This is a genomic window from Agarilytica rhodophyticola, from assembly GCF_002157225.2.
In the GTDB taxonomy this organism is placed as follows: domain Bacteria; phylum Pseudomonadota; class Gammaproteobacteria; order Pseudomonadales; family Cellvibrionaceae; genus Agarilytica; species Agarilytica rhodophyticola.
Genome location: NZ_CP020038.1, coordinates 1,577,975 through 1,600,524, shown reverse-complemented (window position 1 = coordinate 1,600,524; position 22,550 = coordinate 1,577,975). Strand labels below are relative to the sequence as shown.

Sequence of the window (22,550 nt, the reverse complement as noted above, 5' to 3'; positions counted from 1 at the left end):
ACGACTGAACCATGAATCAGAAGGCGTGTACTTTTCCTTCCTGTTTAGAAAGTATCCTATGATACGAAAAGGCTGAACAATTTACTTACCTCCACGGCTCTTCAAAAACTTTATCACCTCTTGTTTTTTATGGGTGGTGGCCAGTCGCAGAGGAGTAGAACCTTTTTTAGTGGCAGCATTGACATTGGCGCCATGACGCAATAAAAGTTTTGCCGCAGGCAGATGCCCTTTAAATGCAGCCCAGTGCAGTGGCGTCGCACCCTCACTATTAAGACTATCTACAGAGACGCCTGATTTTATTAATTTTTTCATTTCATCCACATCGCCACGATACGCCGCTTGATGTAAAGGCGGTTCACCCACAAGACCCGCGTCACAAGCAACAATAAAAAAACAAAAAATAATGAGCCTATAGAACCACATCCGAGCACCTCACAGCGTTTGTTGTTAATACTATAGATCTCTACCGTTATAATTGCCCTGATAATAGGGTATGCCCTGGGGGTATTTATGCCCTGGGGGTATTTATGCCCTGGGGGTATTTATGCGTGTTTAATAGTATAAATATCCATAAGCCTGATAGAATTATTGCTTTATCATTAACAAGATACAGGCTCAGTTATGAAACTTATTTCCTGGAATGTTAACGGCATTCGCGCGGCAATCAAAAAGGACTTCTACCAATCACTCCAGGCAATGGCAACGGATGTGTTATGTCTGCAAGAGACAAAAGCTCAGCCAGATCAAGTTGTAGAAGCCTTAGCAGACGTTAATGGATATTATCTATATACCAATTCAGCGGTTAAAAAAGGGTATTCCGGTACCGCCATTCTCTCCAAAAAAGAGCCTTTGAGTGTATACACCGATATAGGTATTGAAGAACACGACCAAGAAGGACGTGTTATCACCGCCGAATTCAACGACTTTTTTCTGGTAACGGTTTATACCCCTAATTCTGGCAGTGAGTTAAAGCGGCTCAGCTACCGCCAACGTTGGGACGCCGACTTTTTAAGCTACATTAAAGAATTGGAACAGACCAAACCTGTGGTAGTTTGCGGCGATCTCAATGTTGCTCATACAGAAATAGATCTTGCACGACCAAAACAAAATTACAACAAATCAGCGGGTTATATGCAGGAAGAAATCGATGGCTTTGACAACTTAATCAAGGCAGATTTCATCGACTCATTCCGCTATCTAAAGCCTGAAGAAATCAAATACAGCTGGTGGAGTTACAGGGCAGGCGCACGTGGTAAAAATATTGGCTGGAGAATCGACTACTTCTTAACGTCTAAAAGTTTAGCCAATAGTATTCAGCAGGTGGACATCCTCAATGAGGTTATGGGATCGGATCACTGCCCTGTGCAGTTAGAGCTTGATGCCAATTAAAACCTACTTGCAAACAATTTAACGACATCGCCATTATCGGCGATGTCAGTCCAAAATTACCACGTCATATCAATCCGACTTTTAGGCATCTTATCCATGCCTGGACACATTCCTCAGCACATTTATCAACAAATACCTCAACACCATACTCAACAAGCTCACGCCAACAGCTAAAAAAACTTCAAAAGAAACAAGAAACACTCAAGCCGGTATAAAAACGAACCAAAATAGCAATTATTGTACTCATATCACGCACATCGATTTAATTGCTTTTCCTGTAATTGAACGAATAAAAATAAAAAATCAATTTAGACAAGAGAGGAAGGTATATCTATGCCCCCGTTTTCAACTCCGTCCCTTGCTTCGCGGCAAACGCAGCAAACCCGCTCCATTTCTAGTAATCATATAGAACAAAGCCAACAAAATAGTACACTGGAAAGATCACGTTCAGAACCTGCAGTCATGGGGTCAAGTAGCACCTCGATCACAGATAGTAAGGCAGCCAGTACTTCCGCCCCTCCCCCATTGGCACCACAAAGCAATGTCCCACCCCAAGCAGCCCCCCAAACAGTGACTAGCGCTAGTTCAGAGACAAGTTCTCAACAAGTTGATAGTGAAACTACTGATATTGAAGTTATTGATATAAGACCAGCCCCTTCAAGGAGGCGCTCATCAAACAGCAGCCACTCAACGCGCAGAAGTAGAGCCAGCCAAACAGAAACACAAAATACCGAAAACCCCCGCCGCCCCCGCCTTAGTACCCTCTCAAAACTTACATCCCTCGCTTTACTGGGCATCAATGCGACACAGGGTGTATTTAGTGCCTACCAAATTGCTCGTAACGCCCTCACGGTTGGCAACCATATTAACCAAATTATTCAAGATCCAACTATCGTTCGTGATGCGGCGATAGACGGGCTAGATAAAGCAAACCTCGCCGCCAATGCACTGTGGGCTGGCTTGTCAGGCAAGCAAATGAATGAGCGCGCCACACAATACGTTATTGATGGCTTTGGTGAAGCAGAAAAAGCCTATATTGAGAATGAAGAAAAGCTCATGGACTATGCTAGCGAACAGTTAGGATACGACGAATCAAAAGATGGTGACTTTCGACAATGGTACAAAAAGAATATGAATCTTTTCGCCACCATCGCCACTGCGGATAAAGACATTTCTACCGCGGCACATAATGCTATTGGTGAAGTGGTGACCATTGACCCGACCAAGCTAGGCCCAGAAGTGTTCGGTATTGATATTAGCCGTGGAGAAGTATCCCGCCCCACTGGCGCTGAAAAAAAACAAGCGAATGAAGCAAGAGGGGTAACAACGGCTGACACTGAAAGTACAAGAACGCCCGACCATGAAACCAAAATGTGGTTATCAAACGAGCATCGTTATCGTGCTGTATTGATGCTAGACCCTGTCAGCTTAGCGCCTGGTGTAGACCGAGAAGCCATGCTTATATTAAGGGCTCAAAGCAGCGTAGGCTGGAAAGATTTTGGTACAGAGGCCACCAGCACAGTATTTGGTTTTAATGCTGCATTTCCCACCATGGCACAAGAATATCGCTTGCCTCTTAGAATTACTCCTGTAGACACTAGCAAAACCAAAGCCGCCATTGGCCAAGCTAATAATAATAATCAAACCCAATTGGCAAAAAACCTGGAGGTTATTCAAGATAAAAAAGCTGTAGGTTTTGGTAAGGTCACTATGAGTGTTCAAGTGGGCGCTGGCGCCGGCACTATTATTTCGTGGAAAAATGCAATCAGCCGTAATATCCAAGACTATGCTAATGGACAAATTAGTGACATGGAGAAAAAAATTCGCGAAAAACTAGGCTTGCCCGAAGGTACGCCAATAACTCGTGCCGCAGTAATGAATAACCCTGAATTAAGAGCACAAGCCAATCACCCCACAAAGCGCACACTAGAAGAAATGCGAAAAGAGCAAATGGAAGAAGAACGCGGCCTGCTTAGCGAAGAGCATAGCGATACCAGCCATAGTGCTCCAAACAATATCCGACAAGCCCTAGAAAACAGAATGTGGCAACGCCAAGTAGAGCAACACCCTGAAACAGAGAACCCAGAAGATACCATGCCTAAGGATCATAAAGAGCTTATTAAAATGATAGATTCCGATCATAAAAAAGCCGATACCTGGATAAACCTTATGGACCCCACCATGAAAAGCATTGCCAATATCGAACGGCTTACTAACTTTTTTGAAACATTAGGTTCTTTCGTTCCCACAGCTGGAGGCACTATCGATATTACCTTTGATTTAAGCAATATTGAGAAGGAACTCGGCCCTGAGGCGAAATATATGTTGCCAGCATTAAGTAATGCTGTTGCGTGGCTAGCATCTGAAGGCGCTGGTGCGGGTGTAGCTGCTATGCAGGGGCGAACCCCTATGGGAATAGGAAGACAGGCCGGCCTACAATTTCTTGGCATCGCACCAACCAGTAAGCAAGAAGCTATGGAACTGGCAGCGCGCAGAGCAACTTATAATTTAGCAATGGGAGCTTCTGCAGCCACAGCCTTAGCACACCCTAAAATACGAGATAATGCTCGTGTCACCGTTTCGCCCTTGAGTTTTAATGTCAATGTGGTTTCGCTAAAAGGCTTTCCCAACTGGTTTTCACCCAGCGCAAACAATGGCCCACTAGAGCTAAAACAGGATGATTTCTATTACAAGCAAGATGTGGAATCGCAGGAGCGGAGTACTAAATATACTTTATTTAATGCACGAAAACCGGGCGATCGAGTTCCCGACGGCGCACCAGAGGCAGAAAAAGGCAAAACCAAACCACTTGAGTTCCAACCTAAAAACCAAGTACGACTGCGCCCTTATTCGCGTTCATTCGCTATTTTTGAACCTAAGATAATTCACAAGGGCAAACATTTTGGTGATCTATCCCATGCAGACACAGGGGAATACCTGAATATTAATCAGCTGGCCAATGAAGCACCTCGCCACTTGTTAGGGCCAGAAATGAGAAATATGATAAAACAGTCATTAGCTATTGTTCGGGCAGCTACGCAAACCATCAACTTTTCTGGTGGTGATTCACCACAAGCGAATCCTAAGAATAAAGATATACCGCCTACAGGAGAATATGTGAGTGTTAACAAACTAGAGCAGCTTGCGGCTTCACCGGCACCACAGCAATCAGCAGAACAGTCGGCAGCAGCACAGTACTTGCTCGACACCTTAGATGCACTGGCCGAAAGCAGCACTAAGACTAAAAGGCCAGATGCAATGAGCGCACAGCAAAAAACATAATGGCAAACTCATACTTACTTGTATTATTTGCCCTCTAATGTGTGATAAAAATGCCATAGAAATAAACTGCCAACACTGCGATAGGGACTCCAGTGCTTGGCTAGTTCGCGTGCTTTTTTAGGTGTGAGGTCTTTGCGTTTACGTTTAAGTTTTTTTAGAGAAGCTCGGATAATTAAATCGTCAGCGGGAAAGACATCCGCGCGCCCCAGTGAAAACATCAAGTATATTTCTGCACTCCAAATACCAAAACCGCGCAAAGCGGTGATATGGGCAATCGCATCCTGGTCGCTCATATCCTGCAAAGCATCTGGATTAAATTCTCCACCCACAATTGCGGCAGATAAGCCTCTAGCATATTCCACTTTTCTCTGGGACATACCTGCACCGCGTAAAGCATCATCTGGCAAAGTCATAAGCGCATGAGCATTAATTTCGGGGAGTAAAGCAAACACCCGGCCTTTTATAGCATCGGCCGCGCGGTTAGATATTTGTTGACTGATAATCGTACTTAAGAAAGCTTCAAAGCCTACCGGCCGAGCTCTCGGAGCAGGATAACCTACTTTACTCAGACCATCGGCAACGTGCTGGTCACGTTCAGCTAAGGCCGCTAAATGCCTTTTTATAGTGCGTTTATCCAAAAAATTCCCCCAAACTAAATGCTTATGCTAGTAATTGAAGACACAAATGCACTTGCCACTTTTAAAATATGCCAATAGTGGGGCATGCCAAGTATTGCTCAAGGGCTAATCTGACGGTAATGTGTCTTGCTTTCTAACAACAATAAAATAAAGACTCTGATGAGTATATCTTCTCTGGTTTTAAAAGCGCCCCTAAGTGGCCCCTTGATGCCCCTTGAACATGTTCCGGACCCTGTTTTTGCTCAAAAAATGGTGGGGGATGGCATCAGCATTGATCCTGTCAGTGAATGTCTCGTAGCACCTTGTGATGGCAAAATCATTCAACTACACCGAGCATTTCACGCCATTACCATAGAAGCGGACAATGGCCTTGAAATCATGATCCACATCGGTATCGATACCGTCTCACTGGAAGGGGCTGGGTTCTCTCCGAAGGTAGCCGTAGGTGATCAGGTCTGTTGTGGCGATCCGTTAATAGAGTTTGATGCGGATTTTATAGCTACGAAGGCCAAAAGTTTGTTGACGCAAATTATCGTCCTCAATAGTGACAAGGTAACAGAGTTTCAATACCAGTCAGGCTTTGCGACTAGCACACAAGATCCGGTATTGATGTTGAGCTGTGAATCATCCCAAGAAACCCGTGAACATCACCACCATGAAACTGTAAGATCCGATGATATCGCCGTACCCAATCCCACCGGCTTGCATGCACGCCCCACCGCCGTGCTGGTGGCGGAAGCGAAAAAATTTGATGCAGTCATTCATCTCTACAAAGGGGGAGATCAAGCCAATGCTAAAAGCTTGGTGAGTATCATGAGTTTAGAGGTTAATTGTGGCGATCACGTCAATCTCACCGCCGCAGGTAGCGATGCACAGCGAGCTATCGAAACGTTAGCACCACTAATCGCCGGTGGACTCGGGGAAAGCTGTCCAGAGATCTCAGCGCCAGAAAAACAAGAGGCGCAAGCATCGCAAGAGCAAGACGAAGATATTCCACTCAGCACTGATCCCAAAGTAATTCTAGGAGTAAGTGCTTCACCGGGACTTGCAATAGGGAAAATTTTTCAGCTTAAGCGAGATGAAATCAATGTTGAAGAACATGCAGATAATATCGATCAACAATTAACTGTACTACAAGATGCCTTGAAAAACGCTTCCAAGCAATTACAGCATCTGCAAACAAAAGTAGAAGATGAAGAAAAAGCCGCTATTTTCGAAGCGCATCAGGCACTGTTAGATGATCCAGAATTATTGGACAACACAAAAAATATGATCGCCGATGGGAAAAGCGCTGCTTTTGCCTGGAAAACAGCGTATCAATTGCAAGCCAGTTTATTAGCTAAATTAAAAAATGAGCTCTTAGCCGCGCGCGCCAACGACTTGCGAGACGTCGGGCGTCGCGTGTTGCAATCCATTTTGGGATTAGATGCAGATGACACTGAAGTACCAGACAATACCATTCTTGTAGCACAAGACCTCACCCCCTCTGATACGGCAAACCTCGACCGTAAAAAAGTATTAGGATTTTGCACCATGACGGGGGGCGCCTCCTCCCATGTGGCTATTTTAGCAAGATCCATGAATATTCCCGCTGTCGCAGGTATCGAAGCCAGAGCACTGCAGATAGAAAACGGTACCCCAGTTATACTAGATGCCGGACGTGCGGTACTGAAAGTAGCACCACCAGAGGAAGAAATAGAGCGCGTTCGCCAAGCACAAAATATTGCCTCTATAAAACAACAGCAAGACCTCAGCAACGCCCACCTAGCCGCCACCACGGCGGACGGTCATAATCTGGAGATCGCAGCCAATATTGGTGACTTAAAAGATGCTCAGGAAAGTGTTCGCTTAGGAGGCGAAGGAGTCGGCTTGCTGCGCTCAGAATTTTTATTTATGAACCGAGCCAGCGCTCCCAGTGAAGAAGAGCAATTTGAGGTATATCGCGATGTTGCCAAAGTCTTAAGAGATCATCAGCGCTTAATTATCAGAACACTAGATGTAGGTGGTGATAAACCCCTACCCTATTTACCCATCGACGCTGAAGAAAATCCCTTCCTTGGCCTACGCGGTATTCGCGTGATGCTGCATAAAACAAGTGTCTTTAGAACACAACTAAGAGCTATTTTGCGCGCATCAGAATTTGGCAATGTGCACATTATGTTTCCTATGGTCACCACTATTGAGGACCTGCGCGCAGCGAAAAAAATTGTCGAGGAAGAGCGAGAAAAACTCGGTGTAAAGGCCGTTCCTGTTGGCATAATGGTAGAAGTTCCCACGACAGCTATCTTGGCCGAACAATTTGCGCCGGAAGTCGACTTTTTCTCGATTGGAACCAACGACCTTACCCAGTACACCCTTGCCATAGACCGCGGCCACCCAACCCTTGCGGCACAAGCGGATGGACTCAATCCTGCGGTATTAAAGCTTATTGGCAACACCATTGCCGGTGCACATAAACACAATAAATGGGCCGGCGTCTGCGGCGGCATTGCCAGTGATCCTGCCGCAGTCCCTATTTTGTTAGGCATGGGAATCGATGAGTTAAGTGTAAGTGTGCCTAGTATTCCCAGCATTAAAGCTCAAATTAGAGAACTTACTTTGGAGGATTGTAAAACACTTGCCAGTCAAGCTTTACAACAAAATAGCGCTGCCGCAGTGCGTGAATTAACTGACAATAACTAATATAAAATAGGCACGTAAATGAATATTTTAAATTCCACGTTTGGTGCACTTCAGCAACTCGGTAAAGCACTTATGCTGCCGATTGCTCTTTTACCGGCAGCCGGCCTTCTACTGGGTATCGGCGCAGCAGGTTTCGCTTTTATACCCGACACGGTATCGGCCACCATGCAGGCAGCCGGAGATACGGTATTTGGCTTCTTACCCTTAGCTTTTGCTATCGGCGTTGCTCTTGGCTTTGCTAAAAATGATGGTGTTGCCGCTCTGGCAGCGGGCTTAGCATTCGCTGTGATGTTGGCGTCATTGGGGCTTTTTGGCAAATTACTCGGCCATGAAAATCTCTTAGTCGAACATCCTAATACACTCAATATAAAGTCGATGAACACTGGTGTTTTTGGCGGCATTTTATGTGGAGCTATGGCGGCATTTCTATTTAATAAATTTCACCGCATTCAACTGCCTACATACTTAGGTTTTTTTGGTGGCAAACGCTTTATACCCATTATCTCTTCATTCTCAGCGATTATTCTGGCAGGAGTTTTAAGTATTGTATGGCCACCGGTTGGCAATGCCATCGATAGCTTTTCCCACTGGGCTGCAGAAAGCAATCCTACTCTAGCTTTTGGTATTTACGGCTTGGTAGAGCGCCTACTGATACCTTTTGGCTTACATCATATTTGGAATGTGCCCTTCTTTTTTCAGGTGGGGGAATATATTCATCCTGAAACACAAAATGTGATTAACGGTGAAATTCAACGTTTTATTCAAGGCGATCCTAGCGCAGGTAATCTTGCCGGTGGTTATTTATTTAAAATGTGGGGGCTACCTGCAGCAGCCATTGCAATCTGGCATTCGGCCAAACCAGAAAATCGTGTCAAAGTAGGCGGCATTATGATTTCAGGCGCACTCACATCTTTTTTAACAGGCATTACCGAACCGATTGAATTTACTTTTATGTTCCTGGCACCGGTTTTATATGCCTTACATGCGCTGATGTGTTCTGCAGCTTTCGTTCTATGTATCGAGCTTGGCATTAAGCATGGAACAACTTTTTCGCACGGGCTGATTGATTATTTAGTGCTATTTAGCAAGTCAAATAACGCCGGTTGGATGTTGATGATAGGGCCAATATGGGCAGCACTTTACTACGGCATATTTAGATTCGCCATTGCCAAATTTAATTTACTTACTCCAGGACGTGAGAGTAATGAGAGCTCAGGTGAGAGCACTAGTAAAAATGATAGTGCTAGTGAAAATGGCAGTAGTACAGCCCGCGATCTTGTACTCGCTTTTGGGGGTAAAAGTAATATTCATACTCTCGACGCTTGTATTACTCGTTTGCGCGTTGGCGTTAATGATATCGCCAAAGCAGATCAAGCTCGTTTAAAAGCACTAGGCGCATCGGGTGTGCTTACTGTGGGCAATAACCTGCAAGCGATTTTTGGCCCATCCTCGGAAAATCTAAAAACGGATATGGAAATTTATCTCAAATCCGCAGGTGACGATGCCGAGCTAACTGCAGCCGCAAAGCAAAACCTAAGTAGTAATCTGCCACCCCAACAACAAACCTCAGAAGAAAAAGCACTCACACAAAGTGATATTGAAAATATCAGTTCGATAGTGAAAGGTCTTGGTGGGGCCAATAATATCAAGCGTGTTGACGCTTTCGCGCAAACACGTTTGCGTCTCGAGCTTATCGACGCAGATACTATTAATGAAACATCGTTAACACAATCTGGCGTCAACGGCGTGATGCGTTTAGCGGGAGATACTGTGCATTTAATTGTTGGTTTACAAGCTAACCAATATGCTGATGAAATGGCTTTACAATTAAACGCTTAACATCTGAGTACCTTTAGAAGCTGTTTCATAACTCTAGAACACCGTATTGGCAAGCAAAGCAGTTATGAAACAACTTTTAGCGTAGCCTGCTTATTTTAAAGTAAGCTACGCTGGGTTCATCTCTTAAAACGCATTTATGTAAGAGGCTTAACGATCTTTAAATACTTAAATTTCTTGGCTTAAGTAGCTGCTTTTTATTATTTCTCTTTCTTCAGCTCTTCTTCAAGCTCTGCCAATAATTCATCATCTGATAGGGTGTATGCGTTATTCGCATAAGCAGCGAACATATCGTTAACCTTCTGTACATTGGCCATGGCTTTGTCAGCATCTTCATAAATAGCTGCTGCTTCGGGATCATGGGCAATCGCCGCTTGCTTGGCCCTTTCCAACATAGCGTCTTTTCCTGCTTCATCCAAAGCCAACTCCTCTTCCAACACTCGGTTTTGCTCTTCAGGAGTCATTTTTGCAAACGCCTTAGCTGAGGCTTCAGCAGCAGCTTTGTCTTGCTCAAGCTCATTAAACAGCGCCGACAGTTCTGAACTAGTCTCTTCTGCAGATGCACTATATCGCGATGCCAAATCCCAGTTTTCACTATTATCATTCGAGCTTTGAGTATCAAACGCTACATTTGGTGTTATACGTGGTGAGGCTTGTTCTGCATTCACGCTAACATTATCACCTGGAACTTCCGCTCTGCTATTGGGTGATGTTGTATTCATTCCTTGATTACTAGTAGCAGCGTGTTGAGCCTGTTTATCATTACTACTGTGTGTGACCGACGAGAAGCTAGACTTCATTCTCTCCATAGCACCTGCGATATTGGCCGGCACTGTAGGCTGCTGTTGTCGATGAGCGGGAGTTTGCTGAGTAGGCTTATCACTATCATCATTTGTAACCGCCGACGTATTTGATTTGGCTTTGCTCAATGCACCTGGATTATTAGCAGGTGTTTCATTGCGCTCCTGTATTTTCTCTTCCTCTATCAATGAGTCGAGCACAATATCATTTATGGATTTACCAGCCTTTAATTGTTTAACTTCATTATCATCGAAAAGGGGAATATCTTGTTCGTCATCTACTGTTTTTATAGCGTCATCAAGAGCCGTTATGTCTAGACCATTAGCCTCTAGCATCTCTTGAGTCTCTTTGCCTATATACCTATACCCTAGATATTCAAATCCATCTAATTGCTCGTCAGCAAAGCGTTCAAGCTCATCGTCCAGTGCTTTCATCTCTTCAGGAGACATATTTGGAGTACTATAGTCCCTATCAAACTTAGCGGCCTTACTAGCCGGCTCTTCAAGGATCGTGTCCGCCCGACGTTTAGTCCCTGATATATTGGCACCTTCACTGGATTTCGCCACTTTGCTAGCAGGCTCCTCAAGCATTGTGTCCGCTCCACGCTTAGTACCTAATATATTACTAGTAACTTCACTGAACCTCGGCACTTTACTAGCAGGCTCTTCAAGCACTGCGTCCGCTCCACGCTTAGTACCCAGGACATTGCTAGTACTTTCATTCAGAGCTGTTTGTTTAGCCGGCTTCGCAGCGGGAAGATCAGCTGGTTTAGCAACAGACTCTTGTGCTTTCGTAGCAGATTTTGGCTCAGCAGTTTTAGCGATTGGCTCCCGTGCTTTAGCAGCGGGTTGTTGTTCAACTGTTTTTTGTGCCGACGGCTCGGTTGATGGCGCTTGCTTAGCTAATGGCTCTTGTTTAACCGTCTTCGCTGAGGGTTCTGACACAGGCTTCTGTGATACAGCCGCCTTTGCTTTAGCGGCGTTCCTTGCGGCGACTAGCTCTCTTTTAATATCACCTTTAAATTTACTAAACTTCTGTTTACCCAACATCTTATCAATTTCCTTACCCAGCTCTTGGTGCAGCTTGGGGGGAGTATTCTCATATATGTTATGTAAATCTTGAGCAACACCTTTGATCGAAATTGTTCTTTTGCCTCCATCAGACTTAATAGCTTGTGCAAAAGCACTATCTACATTTTTATGCATGTCGATCTTGCTATTAATATCACTCTTTTGCTTGTTGGTAAGCTGTCCTTTTTCGTGCATTTGGTTAACTGCAATTTGCGCGTTCACTAAATACAGTTGTTTTGCTTTATTTGCCACATCTCGGGCCGGTGCTTTAGCTTTCTCGGAAGCGGCCATCATTGATAGCCCCTCTTTTCTGAAACTCTCAAATGCTCTTTGCTTGGCGGAATTGTATTCTCGATTTCTGTGAGTGTCAGCTCCTCTCAGTAGGCTATCGGCCACAGAATCCGCAACTCTAGCTTTATTAGACTCAGTGCTAATAACAAAACCGATTTTCCTGTGAAATGCCCCATTTACCGAGTTAGACTTCACTTTAGAAGGCTGCGCGGGAGTTTTTGAGGCGGCGTTTTGCGTTTTACCTGAGTCTTTACTACTTGATTGGCGTATTCTCACTTCGGCTTCATTTGCCGGTGGTTGATTTACCGTATCAGAATTCAACCTTGTAGGTGTTTGAGATTGAGGTTTTGCTGCAGCTGCGGAGGATTGGTATTGAGCTTTTGCTTGAGGTGCAGAAACAGACGCTTGACTCCGTGGCGTAGCCACAGGTCTTTGTTGAATAACACCGGTGTTAGCGGATTTATCGCCAGCTCTTTGTCTGCCGGTAAGCATACTGCCAATATTTTTAAATACGGCCAACGCAGGATTTCTGGGAGTGGCTCCGCGATATTGGGGCTTGGATTGAGCCTCTCTGGCAGAGTCGTTCGCCTGAGCTCGTCTCGCTCGGTTAAAACCTACTTTCGCAAACATACCCATTATTTAGTGCCCCAAGATATCGATTTTCATTAGCTCTACACATTTTGTCTACTATGCTACTACTTAGTGCCAATATGATTTTTTAGGTTCGCTTTGCTTTTATATGGCGTAGTTCTCTTTATAAAAGAACGTGTAGACACTACTTGAATGACAACTTCCACAGAGTATTTTCAACTAGTGTCAGAAGGTTCTAGGTATGACTAGAGAATGCTCTGTGCAACACGTTTTTGTTGCTCAATACCTGTTGGATCTGCTTGGGTTTTTAACTGCGTAAAACTTTCGGCCCAGTCAGAAGTTCTCGTACGTATCGGGGGTTGCGGATTTTTGGCGACAGAGATAATAACATCGGCCACTTGCTCTGAACTCTGGTAGATACCCTCATCACTCGCCGCTCGGCTTTGAGCATTGCTTATATATTTTTGTAAAACAGGTAGGTAGTCATCCTCTTTCATACCGCCGGTGCTTTCAATTTGTTGGAGTACTGAGTTGGCAAATTCAGAACTAATGCCACCCGGCTCCACTAATGAGAAATGGATACCAAACGTGGGCTGGATATAAGTGGCTAGAGATTCGGTATAGCCTTCCACTGCAAATTTTGCAGCACAATAAAATTCATTAAAAGGCTGCCCAACCAAACCGCCAACGGATGTCACATTAATAATATGACCACTGCCTGCTTCGCGCATATGAGGCAATACCGCTTTAGTACAGCGGACAACCCCCATGTAGTTAACATCAGTCACCCAGTTAATTTCTTCTTCGTTCGCATGTTCGGTGGTTTTAATAAAACCCGCGCCAGCGTTATTAATTAAAATATCAATCCTATTTACTGAGCTAATAATCTTTTCAACACAGTCATGGATACTTTGAGTATCCTGAACATCGAGAGGCAATATTTCTATAGATAAATTTTTATCTATGATTTGCTGTTTTAATTTTTCAGCTTTAGCTAAATTTCTCATGGTAGCAAAAACTTTGAAGCCTTGTTCAGCCATTTTTACTGCTAACGATAAACCGACTCCAGTAGAAGTACCGGTAATTAAGACAACTTTACTCACTGTGCTTTCCTCATTTATTTAAAGTCAAGGATTGATCAAAAACATTTAGTTTATTATTTGTTACTTTATTAACATGGCTGCTATTAATTTGGCTGCTACGATTATCTGATTGCCTATTGCGCCACCAAGCAATATTGTTTCTTGGACTATCAAGAAATACTTTTTCACCGATGATAGGCGTGGCAATTTCAACACCATTTTTCTCAGCAGAAGCGGCTAAGCGTTCTAGAGGTTCGTACCAAGGATGTAGAGCCAAGTCGAAGGTACTGTTATGAATTGGCATCAACACCTTACCTTGCAAGTCAATATGGGCTTGCACACTTTGCTCGGGCAGCATATGAATATCAGCCCAGTTGCGATCATAAGCGCCGGTTTCCATTAAGGTAAGATCAAAAGGCCCAAAGCGCTCGCCAATTAATTTAAAGCCGTCGAAGTAGCCACCGTCACCACTGAAGAAAACACTGTGTTTATCGGTTTTAATTACCCAAGAAGCCCAAAGGGTGTGGTTGCGATCAAATAAACCTCGCCCCGAAAAGTGTTGGGCTGGAGTAGCTGTCAGGCTCACATTTTTAATATCGATGGTTTGCCACCAATCTAAAGCATGAATTTTTTGCCCAGGTACTCCCCATTCAATAAGGTGCTTATCTACTCCTAAAGGTACGATAAAATGTTTAACCTTGGTGTGAATGCGTTTTATGGTAGCTTTATCTAGATGATCATAATGATCATGAGAAATAATCACCCCCTCAATATCGGGAAGTGCATCGACCTCCAGTGGAACCGGGTGGAAACGTTTTGGGCCAAACCACTGAACAGGAGAGGCCCGTTTTGAAAAAACGGGATCCGTCAACCACAAGCCACCATCGAGCTTAAGCAAAACACTTGAATGGCCTAGGCGATGAACAAAGGCATCCTCTTTTTCATTTTGTAAGTCTCTGTGATCCACTTGAGCCAATGCCATTTTTTCTGGTACTGGATCTATGCGTTTATCAAAAATATAACGTTTTAAGGTATTACCAAGGGTTGACATATCGGGTCCAATCTCAGGGTTTGAATTAACATAACCCTCGCTATCGCGGTGGCTACGGTATGGCCATTCAACGGCCTTTTGTTCAGCATTAACGGGTTCTGCATGAATTAACTGAGTTTCAGCAGCATGCAGGGGCGTGGCCAACGCTCCCCACAAAAGACATATAAAGTAATAGGTGCCGAACCTGACACCAGAGCGAACATTAATGTTGTGCGTCATATACATTACCTCTAAAAGCCGCCTATACATCGACTCATGTAAACTACACTGTGCAGTTTACATTTTTATTGGAAAAAGTAAACTGCTGAGTGTAAAATATTTAAAAAAAACCTGTACCGAGCTTTATTTGAGTAGATATATGACAGAAAAACGTACCTTAAGTGATCAGAAAAGAGAGGATATTTTGGCTGCAGCCATAGCAGAGTTTGATAAGCGTGGCTTCCAAAAGACCAGTATGGATCAGGTTGCTAAAGTAGCAAATGTATCAAAGCGAACGGTTTACAACCATTTCCCAAGCAAGGATTCTCTGTTTCGAGAAATTATCATTATGATGCGTGATCAGGGAATTGAAGCAACTAACTATGAGTACCGCAGTGATCAACCCTTAGACCTGCAACTAACGACCATGGCTGAAAAAGAAATGAAGCTTTTGCAATCCAAATCTTTTATTAGTCTATCGCGCTTAATCTTAGCCGAATGTCTTCACAGCCCTGAGCTGGCTGAAAAGGCATTAGACCAAATTGCTCAAACAGAAACAGGGCTGAAAAGGTGGTTAAAAGAAGCCCAGAGTGATGGTCGCTTACAGATGGAAGATGTGGAATTTGCCTCTACTCAATTTCTAAGCGCCATAAAAGCTTGCGCTTTTTGGCCTCAAGTCATTGGCTATGGTAGTTTTCCTAAACAAGAGCAATCACGCACGATTATCGACTCCACAGTGGCAATGTTTTTGTCCTACTATCAAAAAGCTTAAGTAGAAAGCTATTTGATAGTCAATCAGCTATAAAAAAAGCGCCCGATCAGGCGCTTTTCTGCAGCCTAAAAAGCTCACTAGCTAAAACGCTTGTCCACATCATCAGCCAGCATAGATAAAAGCTCAGTCGTATGATCCCAGCCCAAACAAGCATCGGTGATGCTCTGACCATAGGTTAACTCTTTACCTGGTACAACATTTTGCCGTCCCTCGACTAAATGGCTTTCGATCATAACACCGGCAATTTTATCCTGACCGTTGACGATCTGTTGTCCCACCTCTTTACCCACAGTTACCTGCTCGGCAAATTGTTTACGACTGTTGGCATGACTAAAATCAACAATAATACCGGTATCCACACTTTGCGCACGCAGTGCATCAACACATTCTTCGACACTCTTGGCATCGTAGTTAGGCTGTTTACCGCCACGTAAAATAAGATGGGCATCATCATTACCACTGGTTTGGTGAATAGCGGTGAAGCCTCGCTGTGTCGGCGAGAGGAAGATATGCGGGTTAATGGAAGATTTGATCGCATCAATAGCAATTTTTATATTGCCATCTGTCCCATTTTTAAAGCCTACAGGACATGACAAGCCAGAAGCTAGTTCTCGGTGCACCTGACTTTCTGTAGTACGCGCACCAATGGCTCCCCAACTGATAAGGTCGGCGTAATACTGACCAGTGACAATATCTAAAAACTCGGAGCCAGCGGGCACACCCATGTTGTTAATATCTAACAGCAGCTTGCGCGCAAGACTAAGACCTTTATTAATTTTGAAGCTTTCGTCCAGATCAGGGTCATTAATAAGCCCCTTCCAGCCGACCGTGGTGCGAGGCTTTTCAAAATATACCCGCATCACAATTTCTAATCGATCTTTTAGCTGCTCACGCACAACGCTTAATTTTTCACCGTACTCTTTTGCTGCATCAGTATTGTGAATAGAGCAAGGCCCTACCACAACCAGCAAGCGCTTATCCCGGCCGTGCAGTATATCGCTAGCGGCACTTCTGCTTCTAAGTACTAAATTTTCTAGAGACGAATTCGAAGGATGCTCCTCCATCACCTCATGGGGCGTCACTACGTTTTCTATTTTTACCATTCTTTTATCTGAGGTATTTGGCATTTGGCACCTTGATTAACACTCGCAAAATTTTGTTTAGTATATTTGATCAGCATAACATTCACAGGCAACTGGCGCATATCTGCTGTTACTTCTTTATTGTTTTAAATTACTTTAATGACAGACAACCTATCTGTGCAACGGTTGCTTTTGCCTAGTACAACATTCGTATATTATAAGCGCCCCATCCATCTAACATAAGACGACTAACGTGAGTGTAACTTTTATTGCCATCTCTGGTGCCTCAGGATCTGGAAAAACCTTATTTGCCAACACTATCATACAAGAACTCACATCGGCTGCCTCTGGCAATACCATTTCAGTGCTCCATGAAGATGCTTACTATAAAGATCAGTCACATCTCCCCTTGGACGTTCGTGCGCAAACAAATTTCGATCATCCCAATGCTTTTGATCACGACCTAATGGCCGAGCATCTCAGTTTGTTGGGGTCATCGCAGGCGGTACAAAGCCCTATCTACGATTACACCAACCACACACGCTCGGAAAAAACTCAGGAAGTAAAGCCATCAAAAGTGGTTTTGGTTGAAGGAATTTTATTACTTAGCCATGCCGGATTACGCTCACTTTTCGATACCCGCGTTTTTATCGATACGCCCTTAGATATCTGTTTGATAAGACGTTTACAGCGCGATATTAAAGAACGCGGCCGCTCAATGGAATCCGTTATCGAACAATATGAAAAAACCGTTCGTCCCATGTACCTCGAATTTGTTGAACCGAGCAAAATATGGGCAGATGTGATTATTCCTCAGGGTGGACTAAATCGTGTGGCAATAGACCTTGTGAAAAATCGAATAATATCATTGCTCATCTAGTGCCTGTTGCAAGTTTTTGTGGATAACAAATAAAATCAGAAAAATAGACAGAAAGGAAAAGGTATTTCGAAAATAAGGATAAATTTTAATACATCTTTTCATAAATACCTTTGCCTCCAATCACTACTTTTTAATCTTTAACTGCAGCCATACTAAACGATGGTCTGAGCTACTCTTACGACTATCAACAAGTCGGTAGTACTCAGAGTTTTTGCGCGGCCAAAAAATACCAGATTTTTCAAACTCAAACCCAAAGATTGATGGCAATACATAGTCGGCGAGCATTCCCCACTGTGCGGTATGGCTTTCTGAGTGGAGACTGTCAGGTTTATTTTCTTTGCCCGCTACACTTTTAGGTAGCACACTTGCCATAATTTTTTCATGCTTTATTAGTGAGCGAATTCCTTCATGAATACCATCGCCTTCGAACATAGACGCATTGAGATCACCCATAACTACAAAGCGCTTGCCTTTACCCAGGCCACCGTACTTCTTTTTATCGTCGTAAATGTAAGCACTATCTTTCTCTTCTTCACTTATATAGTCAGTCCAAAATCGTATCTCATCATGATTGCGCTTGCCGTTGCGATTTTCTGGCCCATCAAACACCGGAGGAGTCGGATGACTAGCTAAAATGTGGATAATTTCGCCATTAACATTAATTGGTATATCCCAATGGGATTTAGAGGATAATCTAAATACGTCCCAGGCAGCATCGGAATAGTAAGGCTTACCATCTTCATGTTGAGGTTTTTTAGCGCCGGGCATATCACGCCAGAGAAACTTTTGAAATGTTCTGACTTCTGCTCTGTTAATTGGGAACTGGCTAAGAACTGCCATACCGTAATGCCCTGGATAAAAGCCGAAACCAAAACCATCACCCGGTAAGCTAACATTGTCATCATTATTCAAATCGACGGGAGCAAGTACGCCGGTATTCACAGGAGCAATATAAAAATAAGGATAGCGAATAGGTTTAGCTCCTTTTTGAGACATCGCTAAATACTTATTTTGAAAGGCAAGAATACCCTGCTTAGGATTTTCAATAAAATCAAACTCGTTTAGCAAAACAATATTCGGGCGAACACGTTGCAGTATCTCTGCAACATTTTTTATTTGCATATGCTTACCACTCATTAGTGCGTTTTTCAATAATTGCGCACTTAATGGGACACTGGCTTGGTTTGATGAACTGTGATTTTCACCTTCTTCGGTATAGTTGCGTGCTTCCATACTAACATTAAATGTAGCAACTCTAATTGAAGTAGATGCGCTGGCAACGAGTGAAAGCATTGAGAGGGCAGAACAACAGAACAAAATAGAAAATAGGGTTTTATACATAACTAATAGTCAAGAATTATTAAAAGTTTTTCACCAATTTAACATGAATATTGCACTTAAAAGCTATTCATATTTGAAGATATTTAAGACCTATTGACAGTGATAAATTTTCCACAACTAATGAAACTGGCTGGAAAGTCAATTTTTTTACAAAAAGCGCCAGATACTGTCATAAAAATGTCTTATTTCTCTTTTATATTGCTCAGGCATCAAATATCATACGATTGTTTTACAATAAGATTACAAAACAACCAGTTGGCAATAGCGGATGGTTACCAACAATAGAGCTGCGGCTTGCGTTTATCGCGACAAAATAAGTAGCCTTGGGCAAGATGCCCAGCCTAATTTCATTAAATTATCTCAACTATAGATAGGCAAGTCCTCAAAGGGGAAAGAACAAATGTACACTCGATTTAAGAAAAGTTGCCTGCACCTGGCAGTGGTGGCGGGGCTAGGATTAGCCGTGCCTGCAGTTGCACAGAATACGTCGTCCGGTATTAACGGCCAGCTCGAAGATAGCACAGGACGTCCTATAGACAGTGCGACTATTACAATAGTTCACACACCATCCAATAGTGTTAACGTAATCAGCTCTAATGAAAACGGTCGTTTCAGTGCAAAAGGCCTCCGTGTTGGCGGTCCTTATACTGTTACTATTGAATCTTCTGCAGGTAAACGAGTCGTTGAAGATGTTTTTCTCACCTTGGGGAAAGATTTTTCTCTTAACTTAGAAATAGGCTCTGATAACGTAGAAGAAGTCTTTGTCGTTGGCAACTTTGTACAGGCTAAGACAGCAACCGGGCCTTCCTCAACCTTTAATATCAGTGACTTACAAAATGCGCCTGCGGTTAACCGTGATATCAAAGACGTTGTGCGTCTAGATCCTAGAATCTACATCGATGAAGCTAACGCAGACGATATTACTTGTGCTGGTGCCAACCCTCGTTTCAACAGCTTAACTGTTGACGGTGTGCGCATGAATGATAACTTCGGTCTAAACAGTAACGGCTACCCGACTGAACGTATTCCTTTCTCTTTTGACGCTATTGACCAGGTGGCAGTAGAGCTGGCACCTTTTGATGTCCAGTACGGCGGCTTTACTGCATGTAATATCAACGCAGTAACTAAATCTGGTGACAACGAATTCCACGGCTCAGCATTTTTTGACTTCACCAGCGACTCTTTACGCGGTGACAGCTTAGAGGGCCAAGACATTGATCCAGGTAATTTCACAGAAAAACGCTACGGTTTTACCGTAGGTGGCCCAATCATCAAAGACAAACTGTTCTTTTTTGTTGCTTATGAAGAACTCGACGGCGCAGAGCTGTTTAACCGCGGTCCAGCTGGTTCCAATAGAGCAACACCGGTCATTGGTGTATCACAAGCACAGGTAGATGAAATTCTCAGCATCTCTCGCGATTTGTACGGTTATGATCCAGGTGGTTTACCCGCATCACTTCCTATAGAAGATGAAAAACTGTTGGTAAAAGTCGATTGGAATATTAATGACGATCATCGTGCAGCATTCACTTATAACTACAACGACGGCTTCAGTATTGCTGAGGCAGATGGCGACTCTAACGAACTAGAATTTTCGAACCACTACTATGAGCGTGGTGCTGAATTTACTAACTATGTAGCACAAGTGTTTTCTGATTGGACTAGCAACTTTTCTACAGAAATCAAAGTTGGCTACTCTGAATTAGAGAATCGCCAGCTTTCTCTTGCAGGCACAGATTTCGGTGAAGTTCAGATTCAAACGGAAAATAATGGTTCTCGTGCAACTGTTTACTTAGGTGCTGATGACTCACGCCACGCCAACAGATTGAGCTATGAATCAACTATTTTAAAGCTAGCGGGTACTTATTTAGCAGGCAATAATACCATTACTTTTGGTTACGAATATGAGGCATTCGATGTATTCAACCTCTTTATTCAAGAAGCCGAAGGTGAATACCGCTTCAACAGCGTCGAAGATTTCCGCAATGGTATACCTGACCGTATCACTTATGAGAATGCTGCGTTCACCAATAATAAAAACGACGCTGCGGCTGAATTCAGCTATGCCATCAACACCTTGTATGTGCAAGATGAAATCGCTATCGACTCCGTTGATTTAACTATTACAGCCGGTTTACGCTACGACTGGTATACCACTAGCGACAGCCCTACTCTTAATCAAGGCTTTGCTGATGCATACGGTTTTGATAACACCTCTGATATTGACGGCCTCGATTTAATCCAACCTCGCTTAGGTTTTGATTGGCAAGTCAACGATGCTATGGAAGTACACGGTGGTATTGGCTTGTACACTGGCGGTAACCCTAACGTATGGCTGTCTAATAACTACTCTAACGACGGCGTGACCCAAATCGAAGTGCAAGATCGTTCAGGCAGACCAATCCTTGGGGATGGCGCGATTGCATTTAATGGTAATGGCGATCCTATTTTCGATATACCACAAGAATTATTCGATCAAGTAGCACGAGGAGAAGGTCGTACAGGCGGTGTAAACCTGCTAGATCCCAACTTCGATATTCCTAAGTCATGGAAATACGCTATCGGAACCAGCTACAACTTTGAAAATGGCATCTTGTTAAGTGGTGACCTTCTTCATAGTGAGAATAAAGACGCTGCCATCGTGCGCGATATTTCACGCGAAAGAGTGGGTACTGCACCAGATGGTCGTCCTATTTACGGTAGCTCCAATGGTCGCCAGCAAGACTTCATGTTAACGAATGTTATCGGTGACAGTGGTTCTTCAACCGTTATTTCTTTAGGTGTTGCTAAGTCCTTTGACTTCGGTCTCGACGTTGCGTTTGGCTACGCTTATACCGATGCAGAAGACGTCAACCCAATGACAAGCTCGGTTGCCTTTTCTAACTACGCAAACTTAGCCACTGCCGACCCAGAAAATCCTGGATTAGCTACAACTAACTACCAAATTCAACATCGTTTCACTCTCAAATTGGATTACGGTATTGAATTCTTTTCTGGCTACGAAACTCGCTTTACCGTGTTCGGTTCAGCTAACGAAGGCCGTCCTTACTCTTATGTATTCGATGGTGAAGACCGAGACGACGACACCATCTTTGGTGATTCTGTAGGCTTTATCGACCGTCACCTTCTTTATGTTCCAACCGGTGTTAACGATCCTAACGTTGTATTTGGACCAGACTTTGACACTGCTGCATTTTTCGCTTGGGCAGACTCTGAAGGTCTTAATCGCGGACAGATCCTAGAACGTAACTCGCTAGAAAGTGATTGGTGGATTAAATTTGACGTGCGTGCTGAGCAAGAATTACCAGGTTTCGCCGACGGTCATAAAGCATCCGTGTTTGCAGTCATTGAAAACTTCGGCAATCTGTTAAATGACGACTGGGGTGTACAATACGAAACGTCTTTCCCACGTGCTCAAGCAGCAGTCGATACGGCCATTAACGCCAATGGCCAGTATGTGTTCAACGACTTTATCTTACCAGCGGGCCAGACTCGTGTAGGTGATGCATCACTTTGGGAACTTCGTATCGGTTTCGATTATAAGTTCTAATATTTATAAGTGCT

14 protein-coding genes are annotated in these 22,550 nt (G+C 43.7%); 7 read left to right on the top strand and 7 right to left on the bottom strand.

Going from position 1 to position 22,550, the window contains the following annotated elements; genetic code table 11:
- Positions 1-81: 81 nt before the first annotated feature.
- The gene (locus BVC89_RS06765) at positions 82-423 is read right to left on the bottom strand and encodes an ankyrin repeat domain-containing protein (RefSeq protein ID WP_086930456.1); all 342 of its coding nucleotides are present in this window, start codon (positions 421-423) and stop codon (positions 82-84) included.
- 198 nt (positions 424-621) lie between these two features.
- Here BVC89_RS06765 and BVC89_RS06760 point away from each other — a divergent pair, with 198 nt between their 5' ends.
- Both BVC89_RS06760 and BVC89_RS06755 read left to right on the top strand, forming a co-directional pair.
- Complete coding sequence (locus BVC89_RS06760) at positions 622-1,389, top strand: exodeoxyribonuclease III (RefSeq protein ID WP_086930455.1); 768 nt, start codon at positions 622-624, stop codon at positions 1,387-1,389.
- 333 nt (positions 1,390-1,722) lie between these two features.
- Entirely contained in the window at positions 1,723-4,671 is a 2,949-nt protein-coding gene (locus BVC89_RS06755) for a hypothetical protein (RefSeq protein WP_086930454.1), read from the top strand.
- Between the two features lie 23 nt (positions 4,672-4,694).
- On the opposite strand, the gene BVC89_RS06750 is transcribed toward BVC89_RS06755, so the two are convergent.
- The gene (locus tag BVC89_RS06750; RefSeq protein ID WP_086930453.1) at positions 4,695-5,309 is read right to left on the bottom strand and encodes a DNA-3-methyladenine glycosylase family protein; all 615 of its coding nucleotides are present in this window, start codon (positions 5,307-5,309) and stop codon (positions 4,695-4,697) included.
- Between the two features lie 159 nt (positions 5,310-5,468).
- Here BVC89_RS06750 and ptsP point away from each other — a divergent pair, with 159 nt between their 5' ends.
- On the top strand, positions 5,469-7,991 hold the full coding sequence (gene ptsP / locus BVC89_RS06745; RefSeq protein WP_086930452.1) for a phosphoenolpyruvate--protein phosphotransferase: 2,523 nt from the start codon (positions 5,469-5,471) through the stop codon (positions 7,989-7,991).
- A gap of 18 nt (positions 7,992-8,009) precedes the next feature.
- Positions 8,010-9,830 (top strand): PTS glucose transporter subunit IIBC, encoded by a 1,821-nt coding sequence (ptsG, locus tag BVC89_RS06740; RefSeq protein ID WP_086930451.1) that lies wholly within the window; start codon positions 8,010-8,012, stop codon positions 9,828-9,830.
- A 197-nt stretch (positions 9,831-10,027) separates the two neighbouring features.
- Here the strand turns inward: ptsG and BVC89_RS06735 are convergent, their stop codons facing one another.
- The 3 genes from BVC89_RS06735 to BVC89_RS06725 all read right to left on the bottom strand — a co-directional run bounded on the left by BVC89_RS06735 (position 10,028) and on the right by BVC89_RS06725 (position 14,932).
- Positions 10,028-12,625 carry a hypothetical protein gene (locus tag BVC89_RS06735; RefSeq protein ID WP_086930450.1) on the bottom strand — a complete coding sequence of 866 codons (2,598 nt, stop codon included), beginning with the start codon at positions 12,623-12,625 and terminating at the stop codon, positions 10,028-10,030.
- 200 nt (positions 12,626-12,825) lie between these two features.
- Complete coding sequence (locus tag BVC89_RS06730) at positions 12,826-13,683, bottom strand: SDR family oxidoreductase (RefSeq protein ID WP_086930449.1); 858 nt, start codon at positions 13,681-13,683, stop codon at positions 12,826-12,828.
- A 10-nt stretch (positions 13,684-13,693) separates the two neighbouring features.
- A complete protein-coding gene (locus BVC89_RS06725; RefSeq protein WP_245929356.1) occupies positions 13,694-14,932 on the bottom strand; it encodes an MBL fold metallo-hydrolase in 1,239 nt (412 codons plus the stop codon).
- 139 nt (positions 14,933-15,071) lie between these two features.
- Here BVC89_RS06725 and BVC89_RS06720 point away from each other — a divergent pair, with 139 nt between their 5' ends.
- Positions 15,072-15,683, top strand: coding sequence for a TetR/AcrR family transcriptional regulator (locus BVC89_RS06720; protein WP_086930448.1), 612 nt, complete (start codon positions 15,072-15,074; stop codon positions 15,681-15,683).
- Positions 15,684-15,760: 77 nt separating this feature from the next.
- On the opposite strand, the gene BVC89_RS06715 is transcribed toward BVC89_RS06720, so the two are convergent.
- Positions 15,761-16,810 (bottom strand): 3-deoxy-7-phosphoheptulonate synthase, encoded by a 1,050-nt coding sequence (locus BVC89_RS06715; protein ID WP_086930447.1) that lies wholly within the window; start codon positions 16,808-16,810, stop codon positions 15,761-15,763.
- A gap of 208 nt (positions 16,811-17,018) precedes the next feature.
- Here BVC89_RS06715 and udk point away from each other — a divergent pair, with 208 nt between their 5' ends.
- Positions 17,019-17,645, top strand: a complete 627-nt coding sequence (gene udk / locus BVC89_RS06710) for a uridine kinase (RefSeq protein ID WP_086930446.1) — start codon at positions 17,019-17,021, stop codon at positions 17,643-17,645.
- 123 nt (positions 17,646-17,768) lie between these two features.
- Here the strand turns inward: udk and BVC89_RS06705 are convergent, their stop codons facing one another.
- Positions 17,769-18,938 (bottom strand): endonuclease/exonuclease/phosphatase family protein, encoded by a 1,170-nt coding sequence (locus tag BVC89_RS06705; RefSeq protein WP_245929355.1) that lies wholly within the window; start codon positions 18,936-18,938, stop codon positions 17,769-17,771.
- Between the two features lie 448 nt (positions 18,939-19,386).
- Between BVC89_RS06705 and BVC89_RS06700 the strand changes: the two genes are divergently transcribed.
- Positions 19,387-22,536, top strand: coding sequence for a TonB-dependent receptor (locus tag BVC89_RS06700; protein WP_086930444.1), 3,150 nt, complete (start codon positions 19,387-19,389; stop codon positions 22,534-22,536).
- Positions 22,537-22,550 lie beyond the last annotated feature (14 nt).